At 63.2% G+C, this 26,621-nt stretch carries 12 protein-coding genes; 4 read left to right on the plus strand and 8 right to left on the minus strand.

The genetic code is table 11. From position 1 onward, the window contains the following. Positions 1-12 precede the first annotated feature (12 nt). Positions 13-16,026, plus strand: a complete 16,014-nt coding sequence (locus FBR05_05365) for a VWA domain-containing protein (GenBank protein ID MDL1871613.1) — start codon at positions 13-15, stop codon at positions 16,024-16,026. A 31-nt stretch (positions 16,027-16,057) separates the two neighbouring features. Here FBR05_05365 and FBR05_05370 read toward each other — a convergent pair whose 3' ends face one another. After that, complete coding sequence (locus FBR05_05370) at positions 16,058-18,349, minus strand: mechanosensitive ion channel (protein MDL1871614.1); 2,292 nt, start codon at positions 18,347-18,349, stop codon at positions 16,058-16,060. 22 nt (positions 18,350-18,371) lie between these two features. After that, on the minus strand, positions 18,372-19,544 hold the full coding sequence (locus FBR05_05375; protein ID MDL1871615.1) for an aminotransferase class V-fold PLP-dependent enzyme: 1,173 nt from the start codon (positions 19,542-19,544) through the stop codon (positions 18,372-18,374). Between FBR05_05375 and FBR05_05380 the strand changes: the two genes are divergently transcribed. Then, positions 19,543-20,217: an endonuclease III domain-containing protein gene (locus tag FBR05_05380; GenBank protein ID MDL1871616.1), complete on the plus strand. Its 675-nt coding sequence runs from the start codon at positions 19,543-19,545 to the stop codon at positions 20,215-20,217. The two genes, FBR05_05375 and FBR05_05380, sit on opposite strands and share 2 nt — an antisense overlap. A 27-nt stretch (positions 20,218-20,244) precedes the next feature. Here FBR05_05380 and FBR05_05385 read toward each other — a convergent pair whose 3' ends face one another. The 6 genes from FBR05_05385 to FBR05_05410 all read right to left on the minus strand — a co-directional run bounded on the left by FBR05_05385 (position 20,245) and on the right by FBR05_05410 (position 25,288). After that, complete coding sequence (locus tag FBR05_05385) at positions 20,245-20,838, minus strand: hypothetical protein (GenBank protein ID MDL1871617.1); 594 nt, start codon at positions 20,836-20,838, stop codon at positions 20,245-20,247. Positions 20,839-20,853: 15 nt separating this feature from the next. After that, positions 20,854-21,231: a type II toxin-antitoxin system VapC family toxin gene (locus tag FBR05_05390; GenBank protein ID MDL1871618.1), complete on the minus strand. Its 378-nt coding sequence runs from the start codon at positions 21,229-21,231 to the stop codon at positions 20,854-20,856. Beyond that, entirely contained in the window at positions 21,221-21,460 is a 240-nt protein-coding gene (locus tag FBR05_05395; protein ID MDL1871619.1) for a type II toxin-antitoxin system Phd/YefM family antitoxin, read from the minus strand. The genes FBR05_05390 and FBR05_05395 overlap by 11 nt, the downstream gene beginning before the upstream one ends. Before the next feature lie 108 nt (positions 21,461-21,568). Further along, a complete protein-coding gene (locus FBR05_05400; protein ID MDL1871620.1) occupies positions 21,569-22,150 on the minus strand; it encodes a TIGR00730 family Rossman fold protein in 582 nt (193 codons plus the stop codon). 10 nt (positions 22,151-22,160) lie between these two features. Further along, positions 22,161-22,682 (minus strand): hypothetical protein, encoded by a 522-nt coding sequence (locus FBR05_05405; protein ID MDL1871621.1) that lies wholly within the window; start codon positions 22,680-22,682, stop codon positions 22,161-22,163. 59 nt (positions 22,683-22,741) lie between these two features. Next, positions 22,742-25,288 (minus strand): insulinase family protein, encoded by a 2,547-nt coding sequence (locus tag FBR05_05410; protein MDL1871622.1) that lies wholly within the window; start codon positions 25,286-25,288, stop codon positions 22,742-22,744. Between the two features lie 83 nt (positions 25,289-25,371). On the opposite strand from FBR05_05410, the gene FBR05_05415 reads away from it, so the two are divergent. Then, positions 25,372-26,001, plus strand: coding sequence for a histidine phosphatase family protein (locus FBR05_05415; protein MDL1871623.1), 630 nt, complete (start codon positions 25,372-25,374; stop codon positions 25,999-26,001). A 17-nt stretch (positions 26,002-26,018) separates the two neighbouring features. Beyond that, on the plus strand, positions 26,019-26,621 hold a 603-nt coding region (locus tag FBR05_05420), incomplete at its 3' end, for an NAD-dependent DNA ligase LigA (GenBank protein MDL1871624.1).

The raw sequence follows: 26,621 nt of genomic DNA on the forward strand, positions 1-26,621 counted from the left end.
TGCGGAAGTACCATGCCGAAGGAACTGACATCCCAACACCTGCGCGAGATGGGCTTTCACGAGTTAGCCTTATTTCACGAACATGGGGCCAGAGCCGAGGCGGAGGCACGCGATCCTCCGACGCCGGACATTTTACGCCCAATGGAGACAAGCCCCTTTGGGTCGGCGAACGAAAGTCCCCAAGCCTCCGTTTCCGATCCGAACGCCGAGCTGCGTAGGCTTCTCGGGCCCTTAGTATCCCCTTTGCTTCGGGACGCGAGGGGGAGCTTCGACCCGGGCAAGGTCCATGCCAATAATTTCGAAGAGTTTCGCGATTGGCTTTTGGACCAAGTCTCCGTCGACGGCATCGCCTTCAATCAAAGCCTCCTCGCCTCCTACCACCAAGTCCTGGGCAAGGCCGAGCACGAGCCGCTCCTGCGACGGCTCTGGGCGGAGGGCAGGGGAGAAAAGACGGAGGACCCTCCGCCGGCGGCCCTGCGGCGTTTGACGGCCGACCTGATCGCCGTCTCGGCCGAGCGCTTCGTCTCCTCCCACTTGAACGACCGGGAGGGCAGGAGAAGGCTGCGCGGCATTCTGGGCGATCCCGCGCAGTACAGTCGCGAGATCCGGGCCGACCTGAGCAAGGCCATCGCCGCGGTAGGCGAACGGCAAGGGATCGGCGGTCTCTACGCGCACCAATCCGAAAAACAGATCTCATCGTGGAATTATTTCAACTGGGGCGTGAGCGACGCCGAGCTTCGGGAGGCCGGACGCCTCGCCGAGGAAATCCTGACCGTCGCCGACGAGCAGGAGGCGCGGATCCAAGGTGCGGGGACCCAATACCACGATCACCCCGAGCGGGTGCGCGCGCTCGTGTCCAAGGAAAGGACGATTAAGCCCGAGGAGATCCGCGGTATTGCGCGAATCGAGGCGGCGCATCGCGAAAAGGCCGATCCCCTATCCCAACTCCGGACCCGATTGGCGCGCTTCTGGCTTTTGGCGGCGGATTCCGACAACTGGCGGGTCGATAACGCCTACTCCGGCCCTACCCATCGCCTGTATCTGATGGCCGAGACCGAGCGCCTGCTTTCGCTGACCGAAAACGTCCGCGACGAGGCGGGCCTGCGCTGGCTCAACGGGCGGGTCCAGGAATTCTTGGCGGCGCCGCTGCCGGCGAAGCCCGGCTCGGACTTCGGACCCCTCGCCGAGGCCTGGAGATGGCTGGAGCATAAGACCGTCGGTCGGGGCCTGGAGGAATTGTTTGAGGCCGTGCCGGAGGGGCACAAAAGCCCCTATCTTCAATTAAAAGAGCTCTCGCATACCTGGAAGCACTCCGTCGCCATGGGCGAGACGCTGCTCCCGGAGGTGAAGATCCCGCCGCCGCTCGAAGGAGAGGAGGTCCAGGGAGATTCGGCGGAGCTGCGGCGGGCGGTCTCTCACCTTTCCTCGGAGCTGCACAAGACCAAGCATCAGTTTTGGTACCAGTACAAGCAGCACAAGGCCCTGTCGCGCGGGGCCTCGAATGTGGCGAGCTGGTTCGGCGCGGGGGACATCGAGGATATCCGCGAGGCCAACCGCTGGATCGACGATTGCCTGCGGCGGTTGGCCGGGGTTCGCGCGAAGGAAGACCTGGAGGAGGAGCTGAAGGGACTGTACCGCGAGCTGAAAAAGGACGGCAGGCTCTTCGCCGCGATGGAGGCCGCGGAAATGGAAGGGACCGAGCAGCTGATCGGACTGATCCAAACGGTGGCGGAGATCGCCGCGATCTCGTTGGTCACCCAGGGGATGGGCACCGCCGGAGCGATCGCCAATGCGGCGCGGGCCGGTCGCGCGATGCAAGGCGCGCTTCAGACCGCGGCCGGCGCGCGCCGTATCGGCCAGGGGGCGGAGGCCCTGGCGTGGGCCTCTAAGGCGGAATACGGGATGAAGATGGGGATGGCGATCTCCGCCACCGAGAACGCGGTGGCGTTCGGCACGGGCGAGGTCCGGCAGGGACCCGAGACCCTGCTCGCCTGGGGCAAGGACAGCCTTACGACCGGCGCGGCGATGAGCCTGTTCGGCCCGCTGTCGATGGGCGGCGGCTCCGCGCAAGTCTCGCGCAACCTCGGCAAGGAGCTGTTCCACCGCTATGCCCAGCAAGGCGCGAAAGGCCTGGGCCACTTGGCCAAGGACACGGCGGCGGAGACGGGGGAGGAGCTCTTCGACGCCCAACTGCGCCAGGGCCTTGACGGCCATCATCGGGCCCTCGGCGCCGATCAGATCCGCGAGATCACCTTGGTCAGCGGCTTCGGCGGGGCGCAGATGGGGGCGCTGAATCACGGCTTTCGGATACTTCAGCAGAAAGCGGATATTACGATTGCGAATTCCCGGAAGGATAGCGCGGAGGATCCCGAAGCCGCCGCGCCGCAAGCCTTCTCTGCGGCTGGGAGGCAGCTTCTCCTCGCCCCGATGTGGATGTTCCTCGGCGCGGGTGGCCCGGGCGGCCTGCCGCCGGGCCGCGGTGAGACGGCCTTGGGAAAAGCGCCGGATACCGAAAGCCACGCCAAACGCCTCGCCGCCGTCCATGCTCGTTTGGAGCCGGTCTTCGCCAAGGTCGGCGAGCCGCTGACCCTCCGCGATCTGCTCTTGGCCGGCCAAGTAACCGCCGAGATGAGCCTCAAGAACACGGCGCTGTCGATGGAAGAGAGCCTGCGAATCGTCTACGCCGACCGCTTTGCCAACGAGGAAATGCGGGAAGAAGTACAAAAAATCATTCGGAAGGGCGTGGAGCAGGAAGAGTCGAGGGATGAGGCCGACCGGATCCAAGGGGAGGCGTTGTCGTCGAAATATCTTCTGGCCCAACTTTCCTCTTGGAATCCTCGCCTCACGGACGGATCAAGAAACGAAGATCCCATTATTTTCCACATTCCGGGTCCGGAGAGCCTGGTTTTCGCGCCCTCCACCTTCAAGGCGGTGCAAGGACTAGCGGCGGGTATCTTGACGCGAACTCCAGTTTATTTGCTGGGCGAGACGGGCACCGGGAAGAACGCGATGCTGCGGTACTTGGCCTGTCGGACCGGAACGCCGCTGATCCGCATCAATTTCAACCGCGAGACCGACGCCTCCCAGCTTTTCGGGCACCTCGAAATCGAGCGGGACGAGCAAGGCAATCGCCGCGTCGTGCTGCGCGACGGCAGGATGATCCGGGCGATGCGGCACGGCGCCTGGGTCGTCTGGGACGAGGCGAATCTCGCTTCCGAGGCCTTCCTGGTCGCGCAGAACGACCTCATCCAGCAGATCCAGACAGGTAAAGTGACGGTTCGCCAGGGCGGCAAGTTGGTCGCGATCGACGTCCATCCGCATTTTCGCCTGTTCGCCACCGGCAACCCCGAGGGCTACGCGGGGCGCAAGGCCACGGAGCGCAGCTTCGGCAACCGTTGGCTGAAGATTTTCGTCCAGCCCATGTCGGTGGAGGAGCAGCAGGCCTTCTTGGCGACGGAGTACAAGGAATTAAGTCCGGAGAGTGCGGAAGTTATTCCGGCGGCCTTGCATGCTTTAAAACTGGTCTTGGGCGGAGAGAAAATAACGATCCGTACCCTCAAGCTGGTAGCGGGGAGGATTCAGGAGATGGAATCGGAAAGCCTATGGGAGAGGGGGGACGCCGCGGCCTCTCCTCAACTCACGCCTCAAGGCATGCGCGCCTGTCTTTCCGCGATCGAGGCCGAGGTCCTCGACGGGCTGAATGGCGAAGATTATCAAAAGGCCGTTCAGGCCTTGGCCCAGGTCTTGCCGCGAGGGACCTATGAAATCAAAGACTATGTCTCCCAGCCTCCAAGCCGCGAAGAGTTCGAGGCGAAGGTCGGCGAATACGCGGGACTCTTGGACCGTGGCGGACAGGAAAAAAACCAAGGCAGGGAGCAGAAGGAAGACCGGGAAGAACCCGAGGCCCAGGAACATGAAGCGCGGGACTGGGGCGAGTTCGTTCCCGTCCCGACCTTCCTCAAGTACGCCGCCAAGGCCCTCGACTCCCTGATCCGCGGCGACCACCTGCTGATCGAGGGGCCGCCCGCCACCTCCAAGTCCTCCTTCATGCGCCTGATCGGACGGCTCTCCGGCCAAGAGGTGATCGAGGCGACGGGTTCCGCCGACCATTCCAGCGCCGACATGATCGGGATGCCCGCTTTGGACGAAGCAGGCCTCCTGATCTTCGAGGAGGGGTATTTCCTCAAGGCCCTGAAGGAAGGCGCCATCCTGGTGATCAACGAGGCCAACTTGATACCGGCCGAGGTCCTGGAGCGGCTCAACTCGGTCTTTGACGACGACCGGATGATCGTGGTGAGCGAGAACGGACATGAGGCGCCGGTGAAGGCGCATCCAAACTTCCGGCTGATCCTCACGCAGAACCCGGCAGGGATGAACGGCGGTCGCAAGCGCCACTCGCCCGCGCTGGAGAACAAGTTCCGCAAGATATTTATCCGGGACGCCATCTCCCAAGAAGAACTCACCCTCCTCGCCCGCGAGAGTTTCCCCGCCCTAGCCCCCGCCGCCGGCGAGATGGCGCGCTTTCATCAGGAGGCGGCACGGACTTTTACCGGCGCGGGAGTCCAACTTACTCTTCGCGATCTAGGACATTGGGGCCTGATCGCCGCAGCCTTGGCCCAAAGCGGAACACTGCGGCCTCACGAAGCCTTGCTGCTCGGCGCTGAGCTGGCCTACTTGAGTCGCAGCGCAGATCCCGATCTCCGCGAGAAGCTGCAACCGGAAATGTCCCGATTGGCCGCCGATCTCTCGGGCAAGACATTCCCAAGGGAGGATGTGCAGGAGGAGGCTGACCCCGTCCGTCAAACCATCCGCCGCATTCTTGCGGATCCCGAGGTCGAGAATCTCCAAGCCGTCTACATGCATTTTGCCGCCTTGCAAGGTATGAACTTCGAATCCTGGCTGCCGCGGGTGCTCAGGGAGCTGCCAGAGCGGGAATTTGAGGAAGTTTTGACCGCCCTCCAACCCATGAAACCCGAAGATGAATTGCGACTGTTGAAAGAATCGAAGAACCACGCGGCTCGAACGCGGCTCCTGAAAATGCTGGAGGAGGCGGATCGAGGCATTTGCGTGGATGTCGCGAGATTCTTGATTCATATGTTTCCAAGCGATGGCGAAGTTGGAAGCGCTCTACGAGCCAGGATGCTGGGCTATTTGGAAGAGCATGGATACGACGCGGGTGGGGCCGAGTATGCGGTAAGTATATTGGGCACCGTGGGTCGAGGCGACAAAAAAATCAAGCAAATCCTTTTGGAGATGCTGTCAGACATTGATTGTGGCGTCCCAGAAGGTTGGATTGCTGATGCCTTGGGGAACTTGGGCATTGCCGATGACGGCGTTGAAAACGGCCTTCGTAACATAATAGATCGCGATCATGGAATTTCGGGATTCATCGCGGTTCAAGCTTTGGTCAAGTTAGGACTTGCTGACGAGGGAGAAACTCGTCAATTCCTCTTCGAATTTATATCGAACGAGGGGGATTATTGGGACTTTGGCGAAGCGCGCCGAGGCGCATGGAAGCTTCTGGATGACTTGGGAATTGCCGACGAGGAGGCGAGAGAACGGCTGCGCATGGTGGTAGTGAATCAGCGGGTGGAAATAGTAGACCGATTTGCCGCCGTATCCCGGCTCGACAAATTGGGGAGGGACGGCGAATTCGTCCGGGATGCGGTCCTCTCGATGGCGAACGACCTTCTCTCGGAGATGAGAGATGCCGATTCAAGAGTACGCGAATCGGCCATAACCGGTTGTCGCCACACTTTCCTCGTCAAGGCTGTTCAACAAGGTCCCATCGCCGAGGCCCTTCAACAGGGCCTTTTGGAGAGGCTTCACGACGAAAAGGAGTCCATACGATTTGAAGCCGCCACGTCATTGGTTGCATTGGGGCTGGGCCTAGAAGCGGTCGAAGCATGGCTGGCCGATCAATTCTCCCGCCAGAAGAACTGGACCGATAAGCTCAAAGCCGCGGAGATGTTGTTTCGTCTCGGACGGGGCGAGGAGATAAGAGAGGAGGTTTTCCGAAATTGGCGTGAGTACCCATACTATGTTTTCCGGTTATGGTCCGAGTTCGGTATGGCGGACGAGCGGTTCCAAAGCGTCCTTATCGAAGCCCTCAAGGAGGACGAGACGGCAAGCGCCGCGGAAAGATTCTTGGATCAAGTTTTCCCGGGCTGGGATCGGGAGGTCCAGCAGGAGTTCCGCAAATATAATAAGATCCTCGCCCAAGAGCTCTCCCGCAAACAGTCCGAAGTCGTCGAAGGGCAGGGCGTCGCGTTGGCCGAAGTCGAGCGTGGCCTCCCGAAGTGGCAGGCGAAGGGGCGCGAGGCGGAGGGGCTTGCGGCGTATATACCTGGCGAAGCCGAGTTGTTTATCGGAGGATCCACCGCCCAGGCCCTGCAAGGCATGGTCGGGGGAATCCTTGCACGGCTTCCGGTCTACCTGATGGGCGAGACGGGGACGGGGAAGAACGCGATGCTGCGGTACTTGGCGCATCAAACCGGCACGCCGCTTTTGCGGATCAACTTCAACCGCGAGACGGACGCCTCCCAGCTCTACGGCCATTTCGAGATCGAGCGCGACGCCCAAGGCCGACGCCGCGTCGTGCTGCGTGACGGCAAGATGGTTCAGGCGATGAGGCACGGCGCCTGGGTCATCTGGGACGAGGCGAATCTCGCTTCCGAATCCTTCCTAGTCGCGCAGAACGATCTCATTCAGCAAATCCAGACAGGACGAGTGACCGTCCGCCAGGGCGGGAAGCTCGTCACCATCGATGTCCATCCGCATTTTAGACTATTCGCCACCGGCAACCCCGAGGGCTATGCGGGGCGCAAGGCCACCGAGCGCAGCTTCGGCAACCGCTGGCTGAAGATCTTTGTCCGGCCCATGTCGGTTGAGGAGCAGCAGGCCTTCTTGGCGACGGAGTACAAAGATTTAAGCCCGGAGAGCGCGGAGTCCCTGCCCGCGCTCTTGCATACCTTGAAGATCATCCTAGGCGGGGAGCGGGTGACGCTGCGGACCTTGAAGCGGGTGGCGGTGCGGATTGCGGAGGCGGAAGGGAAGGGAAAAGACCTTTGGGAGGGCCCGGCCACCCTTTGGGTTTCTGCAGGGGAGGGCAGGCACGGGGGCCTGCCCCTACAGTTGTCGGCATCGGGGATGGAGGCCTATGTCGCGGCCCTCGAGGCGGAGGTCTTGGATGGGTTGAACGGGGAGGACTACGCCAAGGCCGTCCAGGCCTTGGCGCAGGCGCTGCCTCGCGGAGAGCAGGCCGTCTCGGATTACTTGAATCGACCGGCGAGGGCCGAGGAGTTTTTTGCGGAGGCGGAGAGGTACCGCGGTGTCGCCGGGGCCCTTCCCGAAGGGCCCCTACGGCGCGACCCCCACTGGGAGGACCTGGTGCCGGTGCCGACGACCGTCAAATACGCGCGGAAGGTCCTCGACTCCTTCCGGCGCGGCGACCACGTCCTGATCGAGGGCCCGCCGGCCCTCTCCAAGTCGGCGATCCCGAAGTGGCTGGGTAAACTCCTCCATCAACCGGTGATCGAGGTGACCGGCTCGCCGGACCACAGCGCCTCGGAAATGATCGGGATGCCTAGTTTGGACGAGGCGGGTAATCTGATCTTCCAAGAGGGGTATTTTCTCAAAGCGCTCCAAGAAGGCGCCATCCTGATCCTCAACGAGGCGAACCTGATCCCGGCGGAGGTCCTGGAGCGCCTCAACTCGGTCTTCGACGACGACAAGATGATCGTGGTCAGCGAGAACGGCCGCGAGGCGCCGGTGAAGGCACACCCCAAGTTCCGGCTGGTCCTGACGCAGAACCCGGCGGGGATGAACGGCGGCCGCAAGCGCCACTCGCCCGCCCTGGAGAACAAGTTCCGCAAGATATTTATCCGCGACGCGTTCTCGCAGGAAGAGCTCATTCTCATCTCCCGCAAGAACTTCCCGGCCCTGTCCACGGCTGCCGAGGAGATGGCGCGCTTTCATCAGGAAACGGCACGGACTTTTGCCGGTGCGGGAATCCACCTCACCCTGCGCGATCTAAGGCATTGGGGCCTGATCGCCACGGCTTTTACCCAAGCCGGAACGCTGCCGCCTCACGAAGCCTTGTTGCTCGGCGCCGAGCTGGCCTACTTGAGTCGCAGCCCGGATCCCGATCTCCGCGAGAAGCTGCAACCCGAAATATCCCGATTGGCCGCCGATCTCACGGGCAAAAATTTCTCAAGGAAGGATTTTCAGGCGGATCCTTCGACCGCTCCTTTAAGGGAAAAAATTAAAAAAATACTCGAAGACCCGAAAAGGACCAGCGTGCAGGAGGTTTATGAAACCTTCGCCCGGGAGAAACTCTGCGGTTTGGACGTGCTGCTCGCCAAAGCCCTTCCTCGGGACGAAAAGGTGATAACGGAGATTTTGTCGCATTTATCTTGGCCTCACTGGGTAAAAGCCGAGTGGATCGAGCGATTCCAGATCAAATCGGGTTTCGCCTTTTTAGAGCAACTCTTAGCGGGTGACCCATACCTCGATCCGATTTATCAGGATTCCGCAAGAAGCGCCGCGGCCAGGGCGCTGGGCGGACTGGGCGATGAACGGGCGTTCCCGCTCTTGGCGCGGACTCTGGGTGATAAGAAGGATTCCGTAAAAAGCGCCGCGATCGAGGCCCTGGGCACACTGGGTGACGTGCGCGCATTCCCCGATTTGGAAAAGATCTTAAGCGACTTGACCCGTTATTATCGCCCCTACCGGGTATCGGCGGCCAAGGCTCTGGGCAAGCTGAGGGATAAACGCGCGATCCCTATTTTGAAACGAGCCTTGAAAGATGACAATTTGGATGTCCGAGCCGCCGCCGCCGAGGCCTTGGGAGAGTTGGGTCACAAACGCTCGTTCCTGCTCCTGGAACGGGCATTGGAGGATAAGTTTGCTTTCGTAATCATGCGAAGATCCGTTGTCCGCGCCTTCGGCAAACTAGGGGACACCCGCGCGATCTGGAGATTAGAACGCGTCTTAGAAAATAAAAAAGAGGATGCGGAAGTAAGAAGTGCCGCCGCCGAGGCCTTGGGAGAGCTGGGGCCCAAACATTCGTTTTCCTTCCTGCACCGAGCCTTGAGAGATTCTAACGTTTCCGTGCGAAACTCAGCGGCAAGGGCTTTGGGAAAGTCGGGCGATATTCGGGCCGTCCCTCTTTTGGAAAGCGTCTTGGCAAATGAGGAGGTTGAGGAGGTAAGAATCTCCGCCGCCATGGCCTTGGTCGAGTTAGGACACCGAAAAACCTTCCGGTTTTGGGAACAGGTTCTCCGAAGCCCTTATTCGTATCCAAGTAGCCGGCATTCCGCCGTCATGGCCCTTGCCGGGTTGGGCGATTCGCGCGCTCTCCCCCTCTTAAAAGAGGCCTTGGAAGATACGGCTCCGGACGTCCGATTCTCCGCCGCCGAGGCTTTGGACAAGCTTGCTCCCGGTTGGGACCAATCGTTTCCGGAGGCATTCGCTGCCTTGCAAAAAATGCTCGTAGATGAGCTCTCCCGCCGCCTCGACGATGCCGATGAAAGGCAGAAAAAAAGGATCAAGTCTTTGCTGAGGTCCCTGCCGAAATGGGAAGCTTCGGAAACGGAGGCGGCCGATCCTCTCCGGCAAATCATCCGACGGCTCCTCGAAGATCCCGAAGCGACCGATCTTGGAAAAATTTATGCGCATTTTGCGGCCGAGGAGGGGCTGCCCTTGGACCTCTGGCTGTCCCGGGTGCTTCGCGGTTTGCCCCAAGAGGCATTTCAAGAGATGCTCCCAGGCATGGGGCGACCGGAAGGGGCCGTGATCGAGTTGCTGTCGCGCTCGAAGAACCCGGCCGCCGGGGATCTTCTCCTGGAGTGGTTGCAGGACGAGGATCTCGCGCAGGACGCCGTCGACGGCCTGGGCCGTTTGGGCTTGGCGAGCGAGGCCGTCGTGCGTGCGCTCGTCGAGAAGCTCCGCTCCGACGGAAACCCGGTCATCCGCATGTGCGCCGCCGAGGCCCTGGGACGTTTGGGGTCCACGGAGGAGGCCGTCCTGAAGGCCCTGCGAGCGCGCCTAAACGACGAAGACGTCGACGTTCGAATGGCGGCCGCGCGGGCCTTGGATGAAATGGGTTTCGCGGATGAGGCGGTCCGCGACGTCTATTCGGCTATCCTGGAGGATCCGAGACAAGATGAGTGGGATTTGGACCCGATCCCGACCTTGCAGGAACTGCAGCTGCGATTGGACGCCGCCGAGGCCTTGGCGAGATGGGGGAACCCCGGCCGAGCGGTCCCCTTCCTTCTGGAAAGGTTTCAGGATCCCCAGGAGGAGGAAGGGGTGAAAATCTGGGCCGCGGGCGCCTTGCTCCGATGGAGAGGCCGCGACGAGGACTTGGAAAGATTTCTTCTGAACCGAGCGCGCTATGGGTATTCGTTCGATTCGGTGCCGGCCGCCCAGGTTCTGGCCGGGTATAACCTGTACCGTGAGGAAGTGAGGGAGGCGCTGCTTTGGCAATGGGAAGGGCACCCCGGCGAGCAGGGGGAAATCATCGCGAAGGCCCTGGCTCGCCTGGGGCAAGCCGACGAAGCTGTCCGCGAGACGCTGCTAAAGATTCTTGGGCACAAAGATGAGGGCGAGGCTCCTTATTCCTCGCTGGAAGGAAATTGGGCCGCCGCCGAAGCCCTGGATCGATTGTTTCCGGGTTGGGATCAAGAGATCCTTGTAAAATTTCAAAAGTATCAAAAGATACTCGCCGAAGAGCTCTCCCAGCGACTCTCCGCGGTCGAGGGTCCCCAAAAAATCAAAATCGAATCCCTGTTGCGGGCCTTGCCCAAGTGGGAAGCTGTTCCGCCGCCGGCGCCGGATCCTCAACGCCAAGTCCTCCGCCGTCTCCTGCAAGACCCCGAGCTCCACGACCCGGTTCAGCTTCAGCGGGCGTTGGCCGGTGAGCACCAGGTCGCGCTCTATGTCTGGATGGGCTATTTCATGAAAGACGCGCCCCAGGAAGAGCTGGAGGCCTTTCTCGACAAATTACCTTCGGTGACGGATTGGAAACCTTGGCCCGAGGAATGGATCGCCCAATTCGGCCTGCGGCAAGGACTCCCGTACTTGCTTCGCTCCGCGCGGCTCCAGCGTTGGGACCATCGCGAGCGGCGCTGCGCGGCCATCCAGGCCCTGGGACAGCTCGGCGTGAACAACCCCGAGGTTGAGGCGGTCTTGGCGGGCGGTCTCAAGATCACCCCGGTGCAATCGGGCGCCGGCCTTATGCAGACCTCTACCGACATCCCGCGCCTGGCGCTTCGGTCCCTGAGGCGTTTGGGTCTCAAATCGCCGATCCTGCAAGCGGGGATTCAAGGATTGTTCGCTGCCCCGAACTCGGCCCTCCGCCGCGAGGCCGCAGAGGCCTGGGTCGAGCTCGGCCTCCCGGTGCCGCTCGAGCTTTCCCAAGTCCTGCTGGACCGCGTCGCTTGGTCGATGGGGCGGGTGGAGGAGCGGGTCGACGCCGCCCGCGCCCTGGGTCTGCTCCGGCACGCCCCGGCGGCGGAGGCCCTGCGCGCGGCCCTAACGGATTCGGAATACCTGGTCGGCATCGCGGCGGCCGAGGCCCTGGGCCGCATGGGCCTCTCGGTGGAAGAGGCGCGGCGCCACCTGTTGCAGCGACTGGAAAACGTCTCCCCGGAGGTCCGCGTCGCCGCCGCTCAATCCCTCGCCGCCTTAGTCTGGGGCGGGGAAGACGTCGAGAGGTCTTTGATCGCCCGGCTCAAGGCGCGCGGCTTCGAGGAACGCCGCGCGATGGCCGTAGCCCTGGGCGCTCCGCAACCGTTGAGCTTGGCGGCCCGTGCGGCCTTGCTCAAGGTCCTCGACAAGGACCGCCATTTCAAGGTGCGCCTCGCCGCCGCGCGTGCCTTGAGCCGTAGCCCCGAGCGGGTGCCGGAGGTGGAGTCCTTCCTCGAGGACGCTCTCCACAAGGGCGATCCCGACGACCGTCAGGAGGCCTGGGAGATCCTCGTATCCCTGGCCTGGGATGCCCCCAAGATCGAAGGACTCTTGCTCGAGGCAGGCCAGGACATGCCTTGGGATCGCGCCGCGGCCGCGCGGGGCATGGCCGAGCGCGGCATTCGCAGCGAGGCGGCGAAGAAAGTCCTGTTGGGAGCGCTGCGGGACGAGTGGGACGCCGTCGGTTTCCCGGCCCTACGGGCCTTGAATCAGCTCTTTCCCGAATGGGACCGAGAATTGAAGGCTGTGGCGCACCGAGCTCGGACGCTGATCCCGGAAGAGCTGGCGCGCAAGCAATCCGATGTCGTGGAAGCGACGGCGGTGGAGTTGGCCGAAATCGAGCGGGGTCTCCCGCATTGGCGGGCTCAGGGCCCCGGGGCTCAGGGCCTTGCGGCCTATGTGCCCGGCGAGGCAGGGCTGTTTCTCGGCGGTTCCACCGCCCAGGCCCTGAAAGGCTTGGTCGGAGGGATCCTGGCGCGGCTCCCGGTCTACCTGATGGGCGAGACGGGGACGGGGAAGAATGCGATGCTGCGGTACCTTGCGCACCTGACCGGCACGCCTCTCCTTCGACTCAACTTCAACCGCGAGACCGACGCCGCTCAGCTCTACGGCCATTTTGAGATCGAGCGCGATGCTGAAGGCAAGCGCCGCGTCGTCCTGCGCGACGGCAAGATGATCCAGGCGATGAGGCACGGCGCCTGGGTCGTCTGGGACGAGGCGAATCTCGCGTCAGAAGCCTTCCTGGTCGCGCAGAACGATCTCATCCAGCAGATTCAGGCAGGCAAAGTGACGGTCCGCCAGGGCGGCAAGTTGGTCGCGATCGAGGTTCACCCGCACTTCCGTCTCTTCGCCACCGGCAACCCCGAGGGCTACGCGGGGCGCAAGGCCACCGAGCGCAGCTTCGGCAACCGCTGGCTGAAGATCTTTGTCCAGCCCATGCCGGTGGAGGAGCAGCAGGCCTTCTTGGCGACGGAGTACAAGGAATTAAGCCCGCGAAGCGCGGAGTCCCTGCCCGCGGTCCTGCACGCCTTGAAGATCGCCATGGGCGGGGAGCGGGTGACCTTGCGGACCTTGAAGCGCGTAGCGCGCCGAATTGTGGAGGTGGAAGGGAGAGGGAAAGACTTTTGGGAGGGGCCGGCCACCCCTGGGGTTTCTGCAGGGGAAGCCAGGCACGGGGGCCTGCCCCTTCAGTTGTCGGCATTGGGGATGGAGGCTTATGTCGCGGCCCTCGAGGCGGAGGTCTTGGATGGGTTGAACGGGGAGGACTACGCCAAGGCCGTCCAGGCCTTGGCGCAGGCGTTGCCTCGCGGAGAGCATGTCGTGCCGGATTACTTGAATCGACCCATAGGGGCCGAGGAGTTTTTCGCGGAGGTGGAGGGGGACCGCGGCGCCGTCGGGGCCGTTTCCGAACGGTCCTTGCAGAGCAACGCCCACTGGGAGGACCTGGTGCCGGTGCCGACGACGGTCAAGTACGCCCAGAAGGTCCTCGACTCCTTTCGGCGCGGCGACCACGTCCTGATCGAGGGCCCGCCGGCCCTCTCCAAGTCGGCGATCCCGAAGTGGCTGGGCAAGCTCTTGAATCAGCCCGTGATCGAGGTGACGGGCTCTCCCGATCACAGCGCCTCGGAGATGATCGGGATGCCTAGCTTGGACGAGGCGGGCAATCTTATCTTCCAAGAAGGCTATTTTCTCAAAGCACTCCAGGAAGGCGCCATCCTGATCCTCAACGAGGCCAACCTGATCCCGGCGGAGGTCCTGGAGCGTCTCAACTCGGTCTTCGACGACGACCGGATGATCGTCGTGAGCGAGAACGGCCGCGAGGCGCCGGTGAAGGCCCATCCCAAGTTCCGCCTGGTTCTCACGCAGAACCCGGCGGGGATGAACGGTGGGCGCAAGCGCCACTCGCTCGCGCTCGAGAACAAGTTCCGCAAGATCTTTATCCGCGACGCCTTTTCGCAAGAGGAGCTCGAGGCCATCGTCGGCGCGGCTCTCGCCCCCGGCCGGGCGCCCACACCGCCGCGGACGCAGGGGGGAGGCGGAAGTTCGGGGGGACCGGAGGGCCCCCGTAGCCCGCGGCACCGGCCGAGCCCCGCGGCCCATCCGCTGCCGGCCCGCGTCTCGCCGGCGATGGGCACGGCGCGCTGGTTCGCCGCCGTCGCACTGCCGGGCGTCGCCCTGGACTCGGTCTTCGAGCGCAAGGGCAAGGCGCGATCGTCCGAAGCGCCGCGGCTTCCGGCCACGGAACAAAAGCGTTTGGAAGAAAAGGCCGCCGCGGCCACCGAGGAAGTCCAAGCCCGCATCGACGCCTTCATGAGCGAACACGGCCGGACCCTCGAGAACCTCGGAAGCCTCGCCGCCATGAAACGGATCCGCGTCCTCGTCGATCTTACGGGCGAGGTCGACTTGGCGGCCCTCAACCTGGATACCGGCGAGATGTGGGTCAACCCCTTGGCGGCAGGGGAACTGAGCCCCGGCCAAATCGCCGCCATCGCCCTCCACGAGGGCGGTCACGGCGCCGTCAGCCGCGTCGGCGACGGCTTTTTCTTCGAAAAGCGTTCGCGCCACCTCCTCGCCAACTGCCTCGAAGACCCGCGCGTCAACGAGTACGCCCTGGCCCGCCTCCCCGGGGCCCGCGGCGACTTCGCTTCCCTTTACGAGAAATTCTTCCCGCCCACCAAGGCCGATCCCGCGGCGAAACCGTCGCCATTGCCCCCGCTGGGCGAGCTGCCGCACGAGCAATTCGCCTTGGGCTTTCTCGAGCTCTGGGCCAACGGTCGCGTGACCGGGCGCATCGACCTCCCGGAGGTGCGAGAGGCCTTGGAATCCCTCGAGCCGGTGGCCCGCCGCATCTGGGGGACGCACCCCCACTTCTACCATCCTCAGGAGAAGGAGGTCTTAGCCAAGCAAAACGAGGTCTACGCCCTCGTCCGCGAGAAAATCCTCCCCAGCTATGAGCGATTTTATCAGGTCTCCCTGGGAGTTCTGGAGGAAAGGTTGCGGGAAGGCCACGTGGGCGAAGGCCGCCCCGTCCCGGGGATCGACGCGGAGGATTTAAGCGCCGAAGCCCGCGAGTTGCTGGAGCGGCGGGCGGGCCGGCTGGCGGAACGGCTGGAGCCCCGCGAGGCCGCCGGGCGGCGCCGCGAGCAGGTGGAGCGGGCGCGGCGTCGTGGCGAGGGCGCGGGGTTGGGCGCCGGCGCGTCTCCCTACCGCGAGTCGGACTTCAAGCCTTACGGCGAGAAGACGGTCGCCGACCTGCTTCAGGAACGTGGCATTCGGAAGGCGAACCGCGAGGCCTTCTACGACAACAACCCCTGGCGGCGCTATTTCGACCCGGTGTCGGGCGTCGCCGCGCAGCTGGCCGAGTTGCTGCGCCAGGTCCTGCGGCTGGACGCCGATTTCGACTACCGGGGCCACTATGTCTCCGGACCGCGACTCGACGTGCGCAAGGCGGTGGAGACCCTTGTGAAAAACGAAGCCGGGATATTTTCCGAAGGCGACTTAAAGCTCTTCTTGCGAAAGAAGTTTCCCACGCGGCGTTCCCATAAGTTTGTCCTGCTCCTCGACGAGTCGGGCTCGATGAAGGGTGACTCGCAGGCGCCGGCGCTTCAGGCGGTGGCCCTCTTTCTGCACGTCCTCGAAGGCCTGCGGGTGGACCACGTGGTGGCGGGCTTCAGCGACACGCCCAACCTCCACAAGGATTTTCAAGACCTGGAAAGGTCGGAGGCGGCAAAAAACGCCCTGATGGCCGAGCTGGAGTCGGCGGGTGGCGGCGGCACCAACGACCTGGCGGGCCTCAAACTGGCCGCGGAGCTGCTGGCCGGCCAGGAGGCGGAGGAGAAGACCGTCATCGTCGTCACCGATGGGATGGGCGTGGACACGACGGCAGCCTATGTGAAGGATCTGGAGGCGGCGGGCGTCAAGGTCGTGGGCGTCGGGGTCGGCGCGGGAACCGAGTCGGTGACGCGAGTTTACGGAGACCATTACCAAAGCGCGGACTTCCGCGACCTGCCCAAGACCCTGCTGCGGATCTTGGCCCGGCGGATGCTCGGAGCTTAACTGAGAATCGGCCGCGCGAGCGGGTTTGAAACTAAGAATGTTTGGCGCCGTCGCCCCCCACCACCCGCACCTCCAAGGGCTTGACCGTGTCGAGGTGCACGTCGCGCTGCGGGTAGGCGATGTTGACCCCCGCCTCGCTGAAGGCGCCTTCGATCATGAAGCGCAGGTCGCTCTCGACCAGGCGCCGCTCGAGGGAGTTTTGGATCTTCAGCCAGAAAAACAGATCGAAAACCAGCGAGTCGTTGCCGAAGTCGCTGAACAGGACGATCGGCTCGGGCGTTTGGAGGACCTTGCCGTGGTCGGAGGCGGCCTTCTTGAGGATGTCGGCCACCTGCCGGGTGTTTGAACCGTAGTCCACGCCGACGCGGATGCTCGAGCGGATCATGTTGTCGGACAGGGTCCAATTGACGACGGCCTTTTCTAAAAAGGCGCTGTTTGGGACGATCATGTGGATGTTGTTGAAGGTGCGGATCTGCGTGCTGCGGCCGCCGATCTGCTCGACGACGCCGGCGTTGCCGTCCGTCTCGATGATGTCGCCCACCTTGATCGGGCGCTCGATCAGCAGGATCAGGCCGCTGATGAAGTTGTTCATCAAATTTTGACTGCCGAAGCCGACCCCGATCGCGACAGCGCCGCCCAGCACCGCGAAGAGCGTCAGCGGCACCCGCACCAGGTGCAAGGCCGTCAGGACGAAGAGCAGCATGAGGAAATAGAAGGTCAGCTTGCGCAGCGCGGCCGCCACTCCCGGCGTCACGCCGAAGCGCGGCAGGACGCGATCGGCCAGCATCCCGCTGAGACGCCTCGCCAGCATGAAACCGAAGACCATCAGGATCACCGCGAAGAAGACCTTGCTGACGGTGATGGGGCTGTCGTCCACCGAGGTGAGCTCGTAGTTCCAGACGTGGAGGAAGCGCTCCCAAATCCGGGACATCCGGTCCGAGAAGCTCACTTGGGCGTAACGGGTTTCCTGTTCGGCCAGGAACTTCTCGTAGAGCTTGCGGGTCAGGGCTAGGGAGGCGAGGTGGTCCTGCATCGTGTCGATGTTTCGCTGGAGGGCCTCCCTTTGCTGCTGCAGCCAGCGCTTGGCCTCGGGATCGGCTTCGCCCTTGGCGCGGGCCTTCTCCTCATTTTCCACCAGACTGTTCCGCAAGGAGTTGAGCCGCAGATTACTCAGTTCCTCGTCGCGCCTCAGCTGATCGAGGTATTGCCGGGTCTGCGGCTGCCACGCAGCGATCTCCGGTCGGTCGGTCTTGCCGCTCAACAGACGGTAGCGGCGCTTCCAAAGCTCCTCCAACTCCTTGAGGCGCTTGAGCCGGTCGTTGAGCAGCTCGCCCTGTTGCTCCAAGGCGGTCTGGGCGAGGCGCTTCGCCTCGACCTCCTCGATCAGGGCCGGCGCGGGGGAAGCGTTTTCATCGAGGCGTTTCCGGGCTCGGTCGTACTCTTTGGCGGCGGCCTGGAGCTCCTTTTGCTGCCGCTCCAGGAGCTGGGAGAGTTTTTCCGACTCGGCGTTTAGCAGGTTCAATTCGCGCTTGAGGTCCTCTTCCCCAAATCGGACGCGCTTCTCGAGGTAGGAGATCTCCAGGGCGTTGAGCGTCTGCTGCTTTTGGAAAAAGACTCGGTAGTTTTTCGCGACCTCGAACTCCAGCTCGCGCAGCGCCAGGCGCAGCTCCGCCTGGCGGCTCTTGAGCTGGGCCAAGGCGAGGGCGGGCTCGAGGGCCGCTCGCTCCGCGCCGTCCTTGGCCGTCTCGACGGCCTCCTTGGCGCGGCGCCGCTCCTGCTCGGCGGTCTGGAAATCCTTCTTCGCCTCCTCAGCGGCCTCCTGACGGGATTTGTAGATCTGCTCGCGGTTGCGCTGGTTCTTCTTGGCCTCCACCTCCTGGCCGCGCAGGCGGTCGAGATTGTTGAAGTCCACGGCGAAATCCTTGGGGAGGGTTCCGCTTTTCCACTGGTTTTCTTCCGACTCCAAGGCCGCGGTGCGGGCCAGGATTTTTTTCTGCGAGGCGAAGGCTTCCAGCAGGTCGCCGTAGATCAGGTCGAGACTCTCCAGCAGTTGGATCCGATCGTTGAGATAGCGGTTTTCCACTTGGGGGGCGCTCTCGGCGAGCTGGGAGAGGGACTGCTTGGCCTGCTCCAGCTCTTGGGCATTGCGCTCCTGCTGGGTGCGGACCTCCGCCTCGGTGAGGGCCTTCTTCTGGGGCGCGGGGGTGGCATTACTACCGTTGCCGCCGGGGAGCAGGGGGTTGTCGAAGGGGAAGGCCGCCTGGCCGGCGGCGGGGCTCAGCAAGCTGAGCCAAAGGACGAGATGAACCCAAAGACGCTTCATAAGAAGGTTTATAGATAGTGGGTTAGGACGCGGAATGTCGAATCTTTTTTATCAGGGCCAGGACGCGGTCCATTTCTTCCATCGTGTTGTAAAAGTGGGGGGAGAGGCGCAGGCCGCGGCGGCGCACCGTGGCGTAGACCCGCTCCGCGTGGAGGCGGCGCTCCAGGGCGGGCCGGGCCTTGCCCTCCGGATCCCCCGGGAGGCGGAAGCTGACGATCCCGGAGCGCTGGGCCTCGTGGAGGGGGGAGGCCAGTTCCATCCCCAGCTCCTGCAGGCCCGCGATCAGTCGGTCGGTTAAGGCCAGGATTCGCTGGGCGATGCGCGGGACGCCCGCCTCGAGCAGCAGCTCGACCGCGGCGCCCAGGCCGTAGATCGACAGTCCGTTGTGGCTGCCCTCCTCGAAGCGCCCGGCGTCGGGGCGCAGCTCGAAGTGGACGCGGTCGAAGTCGAGGGGCTGGACGACGCTGTTCCAGCCCAAAAGCGCCGGTTCGATCTTTTCGATCAAGGCCTTGCGGACGTAGAGGAGGCCGATGCCCTCGTGGCCGAGCAGCCACTTGTGGGCGTCGGCGGCGAGGAAGTCGACCCGGTCGCGGTCCACGTCGAGGGGGAAGGCGCCCAGGCTTTGGATGGCGTCGAGCATGAAATGGATGCCGGTGTCGCGGCAGAGCCGCCCGATCTCGGCGACGGGGAGGCGGTAGCCGCTCCCGTATTGCACCGAGCTGAGCGAGACGACGCGGGTCTTCTCGGTGATCAGGCGCTCGAGGTGGCCCAAGTCCAGCTCGGCGCCCCGGGCGGGGATCTTTTTCAGGACGACGCCGGACTTTTCCAGGGCCATCCAGGGGTAGACGTTGCTGGGGAATTCGGCCTCGCTGATCAGGACCTCGTCGCCCTCGCCCAGGCCCAGCCCGCGCGCGATAAGCGAGAGGCCGTGGGAGGTGTTCTTGACGAAGGCGATCTCGCCGGCCTCGGCGCCGATCAGCCGGGCGCAGGTCGCGCGGATCTCCTCGATGCGCTTGTGCCAGCGGGCGGCTTGGGTGTATCCATGCTCGAGGGCCTCGCGGTTGAAGAGCTCGACCGCCTCGGCGACCCGGCGGCTGATCGGGGCGACGCCGGCGTGGTTGAGATAGATCCAGTCGCGGGTCACGGGAAAGAGCTTGCGGTAGTTTTCGATCTCTTCGGGCGAGAAGGCCTGCATGGGGATATCGGAGCACGTCTTGGGCACAAAATCCAAAAAAATCTTTGCCGAGATGTTCCAGCGCCTGCTGGACCGCTTTGGCCCGCAGCATTGGTGGCCGGGCGAGACGCCCTTCGAGGTGATGGTCGGGGCCGTCCTCACGCAGAACACCAGCTGGAAGAACGTCGAGAAGGCCCTGGAGAACTTGAAGCGCGAGGGCTTGCTGAGCCTGTCGGCCCTGTTGGGGCTCTCCGACGCGGCCTTGGCGGAGAAGATCCGGCCGGCGGGCTATTTCAACGTCAAGACGAGGCGCTTGAAGGCCTTTTTGGAGTTCTTGCAGGAGCGCTACGCGGGCGACGTCCAGCGGATGCGCGCGCGGCCCACCGAGCGCCTGCGGGAGGAGCTGCTGGCGGTCAAGGGCATCGGCAAGGAGACGGCGGACAGCATCCTGCTCTACGCCCTGGGGCACCCGATCTTCGTGGTCGATGCCTACACCTACCGCGTCTTCACGCGGCATTTCCTGGCGCCGGAGGAGGCGGGCTACGACGAGCTGCAGGAGCTGGCGACGGATCACGTCCCGGCCGAGGCAGAGCATTATAATGAGTTTCACGCCCTCTTGGTGTCCGTGGGGAAGGAGTTCTGTGGGCCCAAGCCGAAGTGCGAGGGTTGTCCGCTGGAGGGGTTGAATTGGTAGGGGCGAACCTTGTGTTCGCCCCTACGCTCAGTGCCCGTGCCCGGCGGTGAAATACGGATTCGTCCCCGCCGCGTGGTCCGTCTGGTCGATGACCGCCACGACTTCCGGCACGACTTCTTTGAGCCGCGTTTCGATTCCGTATTTGAGCGTTTGGTCGACGCCGTGGCAGCCCTGGCAGCCGCCGCCCATGAAGAGGTAGACCTTCCCGTCGCGATAGTCGAGCAGCTTGGTGTAGCCGCCGTGGCTGGCCACCGCCGGATTGATCTCTTTCTCGAGGACCTCGAGGATCTTGCGCACCTGCGGATTGCTGGTGTCGAGGCTGCCGGCCCCGGCCGCCGCGGGCTTCTGCACCTTGACCTCGAAGACGCCGGAGAGCACCCCGCCGTCGAGGTAGTCGACGGCGATTTCTTCGATCTCGTCGTTGGAGGTACGGTCGACGACCAGCTTGAGGTCCTCGACGAACTTCACGTCGTCGATGGAGGGCAGGGTGGCCAGGTCGATCAGCGGCAGGTGGATGTAGGTGCCGGCCTGGTCGGGGAGCATGACCCCCCAGCTCTTCGGGTCTTTTTCCTTCAGCAGGCCGCGGATCTTTTCTTTAGCTTTGTCGGTCAGTTTCAGCATGGGTTTTCCTTTGGACTACGGTCTGAATATTCGCAAATTCAGTTCTTGGATGAATTTAAAGTGCTTTTTGTTGCCCGTGGCAAGGGGTAATTGGTTTTCGACGGCGGTGGCGGCAATAATGGCATCCCCCGCCCGCAATCCAGACTTGAGACCGTATTCCTCGATGTAAACGAGGGCACGATGCCCTATATTTTCGGACAGGGGAAGGACGTTGAACCCGAATTCGGAGAGAAACTGCCGCGTCACCTGCTGTTGAGACTTGTTTTCGGCGCATTGCAAGAGTTCGAGGTAGGTTTGGACGGAGAGATATCGCTCGGGGGTCTCATCGATCAGCTTGGCCGCCTTGGTATTTCCCCTTTGCACCCAGATGAAGATATCGGTGTCAAAGATCACGGAAACGGCCGCCTCTCAGCTGGTCCATGGTTTGGTCGGGGCGGGGGGATTTACCCTTCCGCAGGCCGAAGAAGGCATGGGACGAGACCTTTCCGGCTGCCTTGGGCCGCGGGGGGAGGATGGTTCCCTTGACCTTGCCGTGGTATAGGATTTGGATTTTTTCGTTTTTTTCGAGGGCCTTGAGGATGGCCTTGGTCTTGTATCTCAAATCGACGATCGAGGCGTTCATAGACTTCCCTTAAATATGTCTAAGAAATAAAGACATTTTGAAGAAAATGTCAATCGTCCTTCCTTCTCTGGCGGCTCGGTCCGGCCATTGGTGGTTTGTCGACAGAAACTAAGTCTCTTGGCTACGGATCCACTTTTTGAGAGGCCGGGGTTGGAAGGCCCGCATCTTGGCCAGCAGCGCCTCGGGGTCGGCGTCATCCAGCAAAAGCTTGCGGTGCTGGGGCTTGAGGAACTTCCTTCGCTCGGCCGTCGCGAGGAAGGCGAGGATCTCGTCGAAATAGCCCGCCACGTTGAGCAGGCCGCAGGGCTTGCCGTGTAGGCCCAGCTGTCCCCAGGTGAGGATTTCGAAGAGCTCGTCCAAGGTGCCCAGGCCCCCGGGGAGGGCGATGAATCCGTCGGAGAATTCGTACATCAGGCGCTTGCGTTCGTGCATCGAGTCCACGACCAATAGTTGAGTGAGGCCCTGGTGCGGAATCTCCTTGGGGAAGAGGGCGCCCGGGATGATGCCGGTGACCCGGCCGCCCCGCTGCAGGACGGCGTCCGCGATCCGCCCCATTAAGCCCACCTGGGCGCCGCCGTAGACGAGCTCGATATTTTCCCGGACGAGCAGGCCCGCCAGCTCCTCCGCGGCCTTGCGATATATCTCGTTATCACCCTCGCTGGAACCGCAGAAGACGCAGATGCGGTGCATGATATAAACCTCATGAAAGCAATTTAAACGAATTCAAAAATTTGCCGATGCCCGCGGCGGCGCCCGTCGGACCGCTTGCGACGATCACGTAGAGCCGCTTGTCCACCAGGAAGAAGCGCGCCTTGCCGGCGCCACCGCCGTTCAGGGTGAAGCTGAGCTCGCGGCCCTCGCTCTTGCCGAGGCTGATCTCGTTGAAGGCGTTTTCAGAACCGCCGGCCTCCTTCAGTAACCCATCCTTGGCCTTGTTGAAGATGGTGCGGCTGCCGCCCAGCGTCACCGCGATGCCCGGCAGCTCGGAATAGGAGGCGCTGTAAGTGACGCCCCCGGCCTTGATCGTATAGGTGCTCTCCTTGACCGCGCCGACGAAACTCTTGTGGACGGATTGCGTCAATTGCGGCTTCCCCGGCATTGCGATGCTGAACCCGCCCTCCGGGGGGGTGAAGGTCTGCCACTTGGCCTCGGCCGCGGCCGGCCAAAGCGCGAAAGCGGCCAGCCACAGCGCGACGAAAATTACGACGTTTCTTGCGCGCATAAGGCCTCCCACTGCTCTAGAAATTCTAAGGGAAAAGGCGGGGGGCTGTCTTTAGAAAATTAGGGCTTCACGACCGAGAGGATGTATCGGTCGAGCTTGAGGATCTTGCGCGCCACCTTGAGCACGTCCTCCCGCGTCACGCGGAGGATCTTCTCGGGCAAGAGCAGCCATTCGCGGCGGTCGAGGCCGTAGATCTCGTTGAAGGCCAGCTGGGTGGCGACCGTGCTGTTGCGCTGCAGGTCGATCTCGTAGGCCCCGACCATGTATTGCTGGGCGCGCTCGAGCTCTTCGGGGGCGACGAGCTCCTCGGTCACCTTATTTAGCTCGCGGAGGATGCCCTCGATGGCGGTGTTCACCTTGCGTGGCTCGGTGGCGATGTAGACGCCGAAATAGCCGGGCTCGACGCCCTCCTGGCTGAGCGAGGTGACGGAGTAGGCCAGCGACATCTTGTCGCGGAGCTCGATGAAGAGGCGTCCGCCCTGTCCGGCGAGGATGTTGTTGAGCACGTCCAAGGCATAGCGGTCTTTGTCGGCGTAGCTGACGCCGCGGAAGCCCAGCACCAGGTGGGCCTGGAACTTGTCCTTGGTCTTCTCGACGGTCTGGATCGCCGTCGGCGCCGGGTCGACCTTGGGCGGCTTGAAGCCCCTGCGGCGCCCTCGGATGGACTCGAGGGCGGGGCGCAGCAGGCCGGCTATGGTCTCCCAATCGAAGTCGCCCACCGCGCTGATCACGAGATTGCGCGGGTCGAGGTTGTCCCCGAAGGCCCGCTTGACGTCGCCGACCTTGAAGCGCCGGACGTTGGCCGCGTTGCCCAAGAGCGACATGCCGTAGGGGTGCTTGGGGAAGAGGCGCTGCTGGAACTGCTTGAAGGCCAGGGAGGCGAGTTGGTCTTCCTCGCGGCGCAGGGCCTCGAGGATGTTTTGGCGCTCGCGCTCCAGCTCCTGCTTGTCGAAGCGCGGGTGCAGCAGGGCATCGAGGAAGAGCTGGACGCCGTCGCGCATCTTCTCGCTCAAGAAATCCGCCTTCATGCCGGTCACATTGCGTCCGTTGTAGGCCTGGATGCTGCCTGCGATCATCTCCACCTCGCGGGCCATGGCCTCGGCGTCGAGGGTGGCGGTGGACTTGCCCCAAAGCTGGGCGAGCAGGCCGTGGATGCCGTTGGTCTTGGGCGTCTCGGCGCGCAGGCCGCCCAGGTGGGCGGTGCGGATCACGACCGTGGGGACGTTGTGGTTTTCTTTCAGGATGAGGCGCAGGCCGTTCTTCAATTTCAGATAGTGCACCTCGTCGGCGGCCCTCTTGGCTGGGCGCTTGGCGGGCTTGCGGACCCGGGCCCAGTCGAGGAGGTCTTGGGCGACGATCTTCCGCTTCGAGTCCTGCGGGTAGATCAGGCCGATGTTCAGGCCCTCGGGCTTGAGGTATTTGGCGGCGACCTCGCGGACGTCGTCGGGGGTGACCGCGTCGATCTTTTGGTAATAGTGCTCGTCGAATTGGTACTGTTTGAGGATGGTCTCGAAGTAGCCGTACTTGCGCGCCAGGCCCTCGACCGTCTCTTTTTCGTAGACCGCGTCGCTCTTGATGTTGATCTTGGCCCGGGCCAGCTCGTCGTGGTCGAGCTTCTTGTCCTTGAACAGGTAGATCTCTTCCATCACCGCCAGCGTCGCCTTGGCGAGGTTTTTCTCGGGCAGGTTGTAGCCCACCGCGAAGAGGCCGGGGTCGGCCGGAGAATAGACGTAGGAATAAATCGAGTTCACCAGCCCCTTGCGTTCTTTGATATTGAGCTCGAAGCGAGAGCTCTCGCCCTCGCCCAGGATGTGGCTCAAGATGTCCAGGGCGGGGATATCGGCATGGTCGAGGGCCGGGACGTGGTAGCCCAGCATCATCGTGCTGCCCTGGATGGGGTTGGTGAGGACGACGGAACGGGCCTCGGTCTGCGGCGCCTCCGGCGCGCCCGCGCCGCGGGGCGTGGGGCGGGAGGGCAGCTGGCCGAAGATTCCGCGACAAAGTTCCAGCGCCCGCTCGGTCTTGAAGTCGCCGGCTAGGACCACGACCATGTTCTCCGGGACATACCAGGAGCGGTAGAAGTCGAGGATTTTCTCGCGGGGGAAGCCCTGCACCGTCTCCTTGAAGCCGATGATCGGGCGCCCGTAATTGTGGGTCGGAAAGGCCTTTTCGAAGAGCGCCTCCGAGAGCACCTTGCTGGGGCTGTCCTTGCTGCGCAGGATCTCCTCGATGACGACCTCCTTCTCGCGGGCGAGCTCGTCGGGGTCGAAGACCGAGTTGAGCACCGCGTCGGAGAGGATGTCCAGGCCGGCCTCGAAGTGGCGGCTGGCGAGGGTGCAGTAATAGACGGTCTCGTCGAAGCTGGTGTAGGCGTTGACGTCGCCGCCGCTGGCCTCGATGCGCTTGGCGACCTCGCCGGGCCCGAGGCGCTCGGTGCCCTTGAACAACATGTGCTCGATGAGGTGGCAAATGCCGGCCTCCTGGTCGGTCTCGTAGCGAGAGCCCACGCGCACGCAGCAATTGATCGAGACGACGGGGGCTTGGTGGCATTCGACGAGGAGGAGAGTGGTGCCGTTGGGCAGGACCTGGCGGTTGATTTGCAACATGGGTCCATCTGATCACGTTTCTCGAACCCCTGAAAAGAAAATTTTTCCTTTCTTCACGGGGCCCCGCGACGTTAAATGGAGGCATGCTGAAACTGCTCTTGGTCCGCCACGGCGAGACCGACTGGAACCGCGACCGGCGCATCATGGGACGGCAGGAGATCGGCCTCAACGAGACCGGCCGCCAGCAGGCTCTAGCGCTGAAAGAGGCCCTGGGCCGCTTTCCCGTCGACGCCGTCTACAGCTCCAGCGTGTGCCGGGCCCGGGAGACCGCCCAGATCCTGGTCGAGGACCGGGGGTTGACGCCCCGCTACGACGAGCGCCTGGTCGAGATCCACTACGGCGAATGGGTCGGGCGCACCTTCGAGGAGGTCCGGGCCCTGCCGGACTACACGCCCTATTTCACGCGCCTCGAGACTCCGGTGGCGCCGGGCGGCGAGACCCTCTATCAGGTCCGCGACCGGGCCTTGGACTTCATCGCGCAATTGCGCCGGGAGCACCCGGACCAGACCGTGGTGGCGGTCTCACATGCCGACTGGATCAAGTGCGCGGTGATGGAGTTCTTGAAGATTCCTTACGAGAACATCTGGAAGTTTCGCATCGACAACGTCTCGGTGTCGCTGATCGAGTGCGACCCGCTGGGCTGGGACCGGGTGGTCTGCGTCAACCAGCGCGGGGATTTGGACCGCTTGTTCGTGACGCGTTTCGCGTTTTAACGATCCGATTTTCAACGATGAAAAAAACCGCAACGCAAAAACCCATCAAGGAAATGGCCGTCCCGGAGCTGGAAAAAGCGATCCGGCACCATAACGACCTCTATTTCAAGCAGGCCAAGCCCGAGATCAGCGACTACGAGTTCGACCGGATGGTCGAGCGCCTCAAGGAACTGAAGCCCCAATCGAAGGTCCTCGAGGAGATCGGCTCCGACTTGAGCGAGGGCGGCGGCAAGAAGCTCGCCCATTCCTCGCCGATGCTCAGCCTCGACAAGGCCTACACGCTGGAGGCCCTGCGAGACTGGGCGGCCAAGCTGCACGGCGACGTGGTCGCCTCGCCGAAGATCGACGGCCTGGCCATCGCCATCCACTACGACGCCGAGGGGCGCTTGGACAGGGCCGAGACCCGCGGCGACGGCCTCAAGGGCGACGACATCACCCGCAACGTCCAGGAGGTGGGCGACGTCCCGCGCAAGATTCCCCGCGGGCCCCTCGAGGTGCGCGGCGAGGTCTACATGCGTCGCTCGGTCTTCAAGAAGTACGAGGGGAGCTTCGCCAACCCGCGCAACCTCGCGGCCGGCGCCCTCAAGCAGAAAGACCCCAAGAAGACGGCCGACTACGAC

This window comes from Deltaproteobacteria bacterium PRO3 (assembly GCA_030263375.1).
Lineage (GTDB): Bacteria > UBA10199 > UBA10199 > DSSB01 > DSSB01 > DSSB01.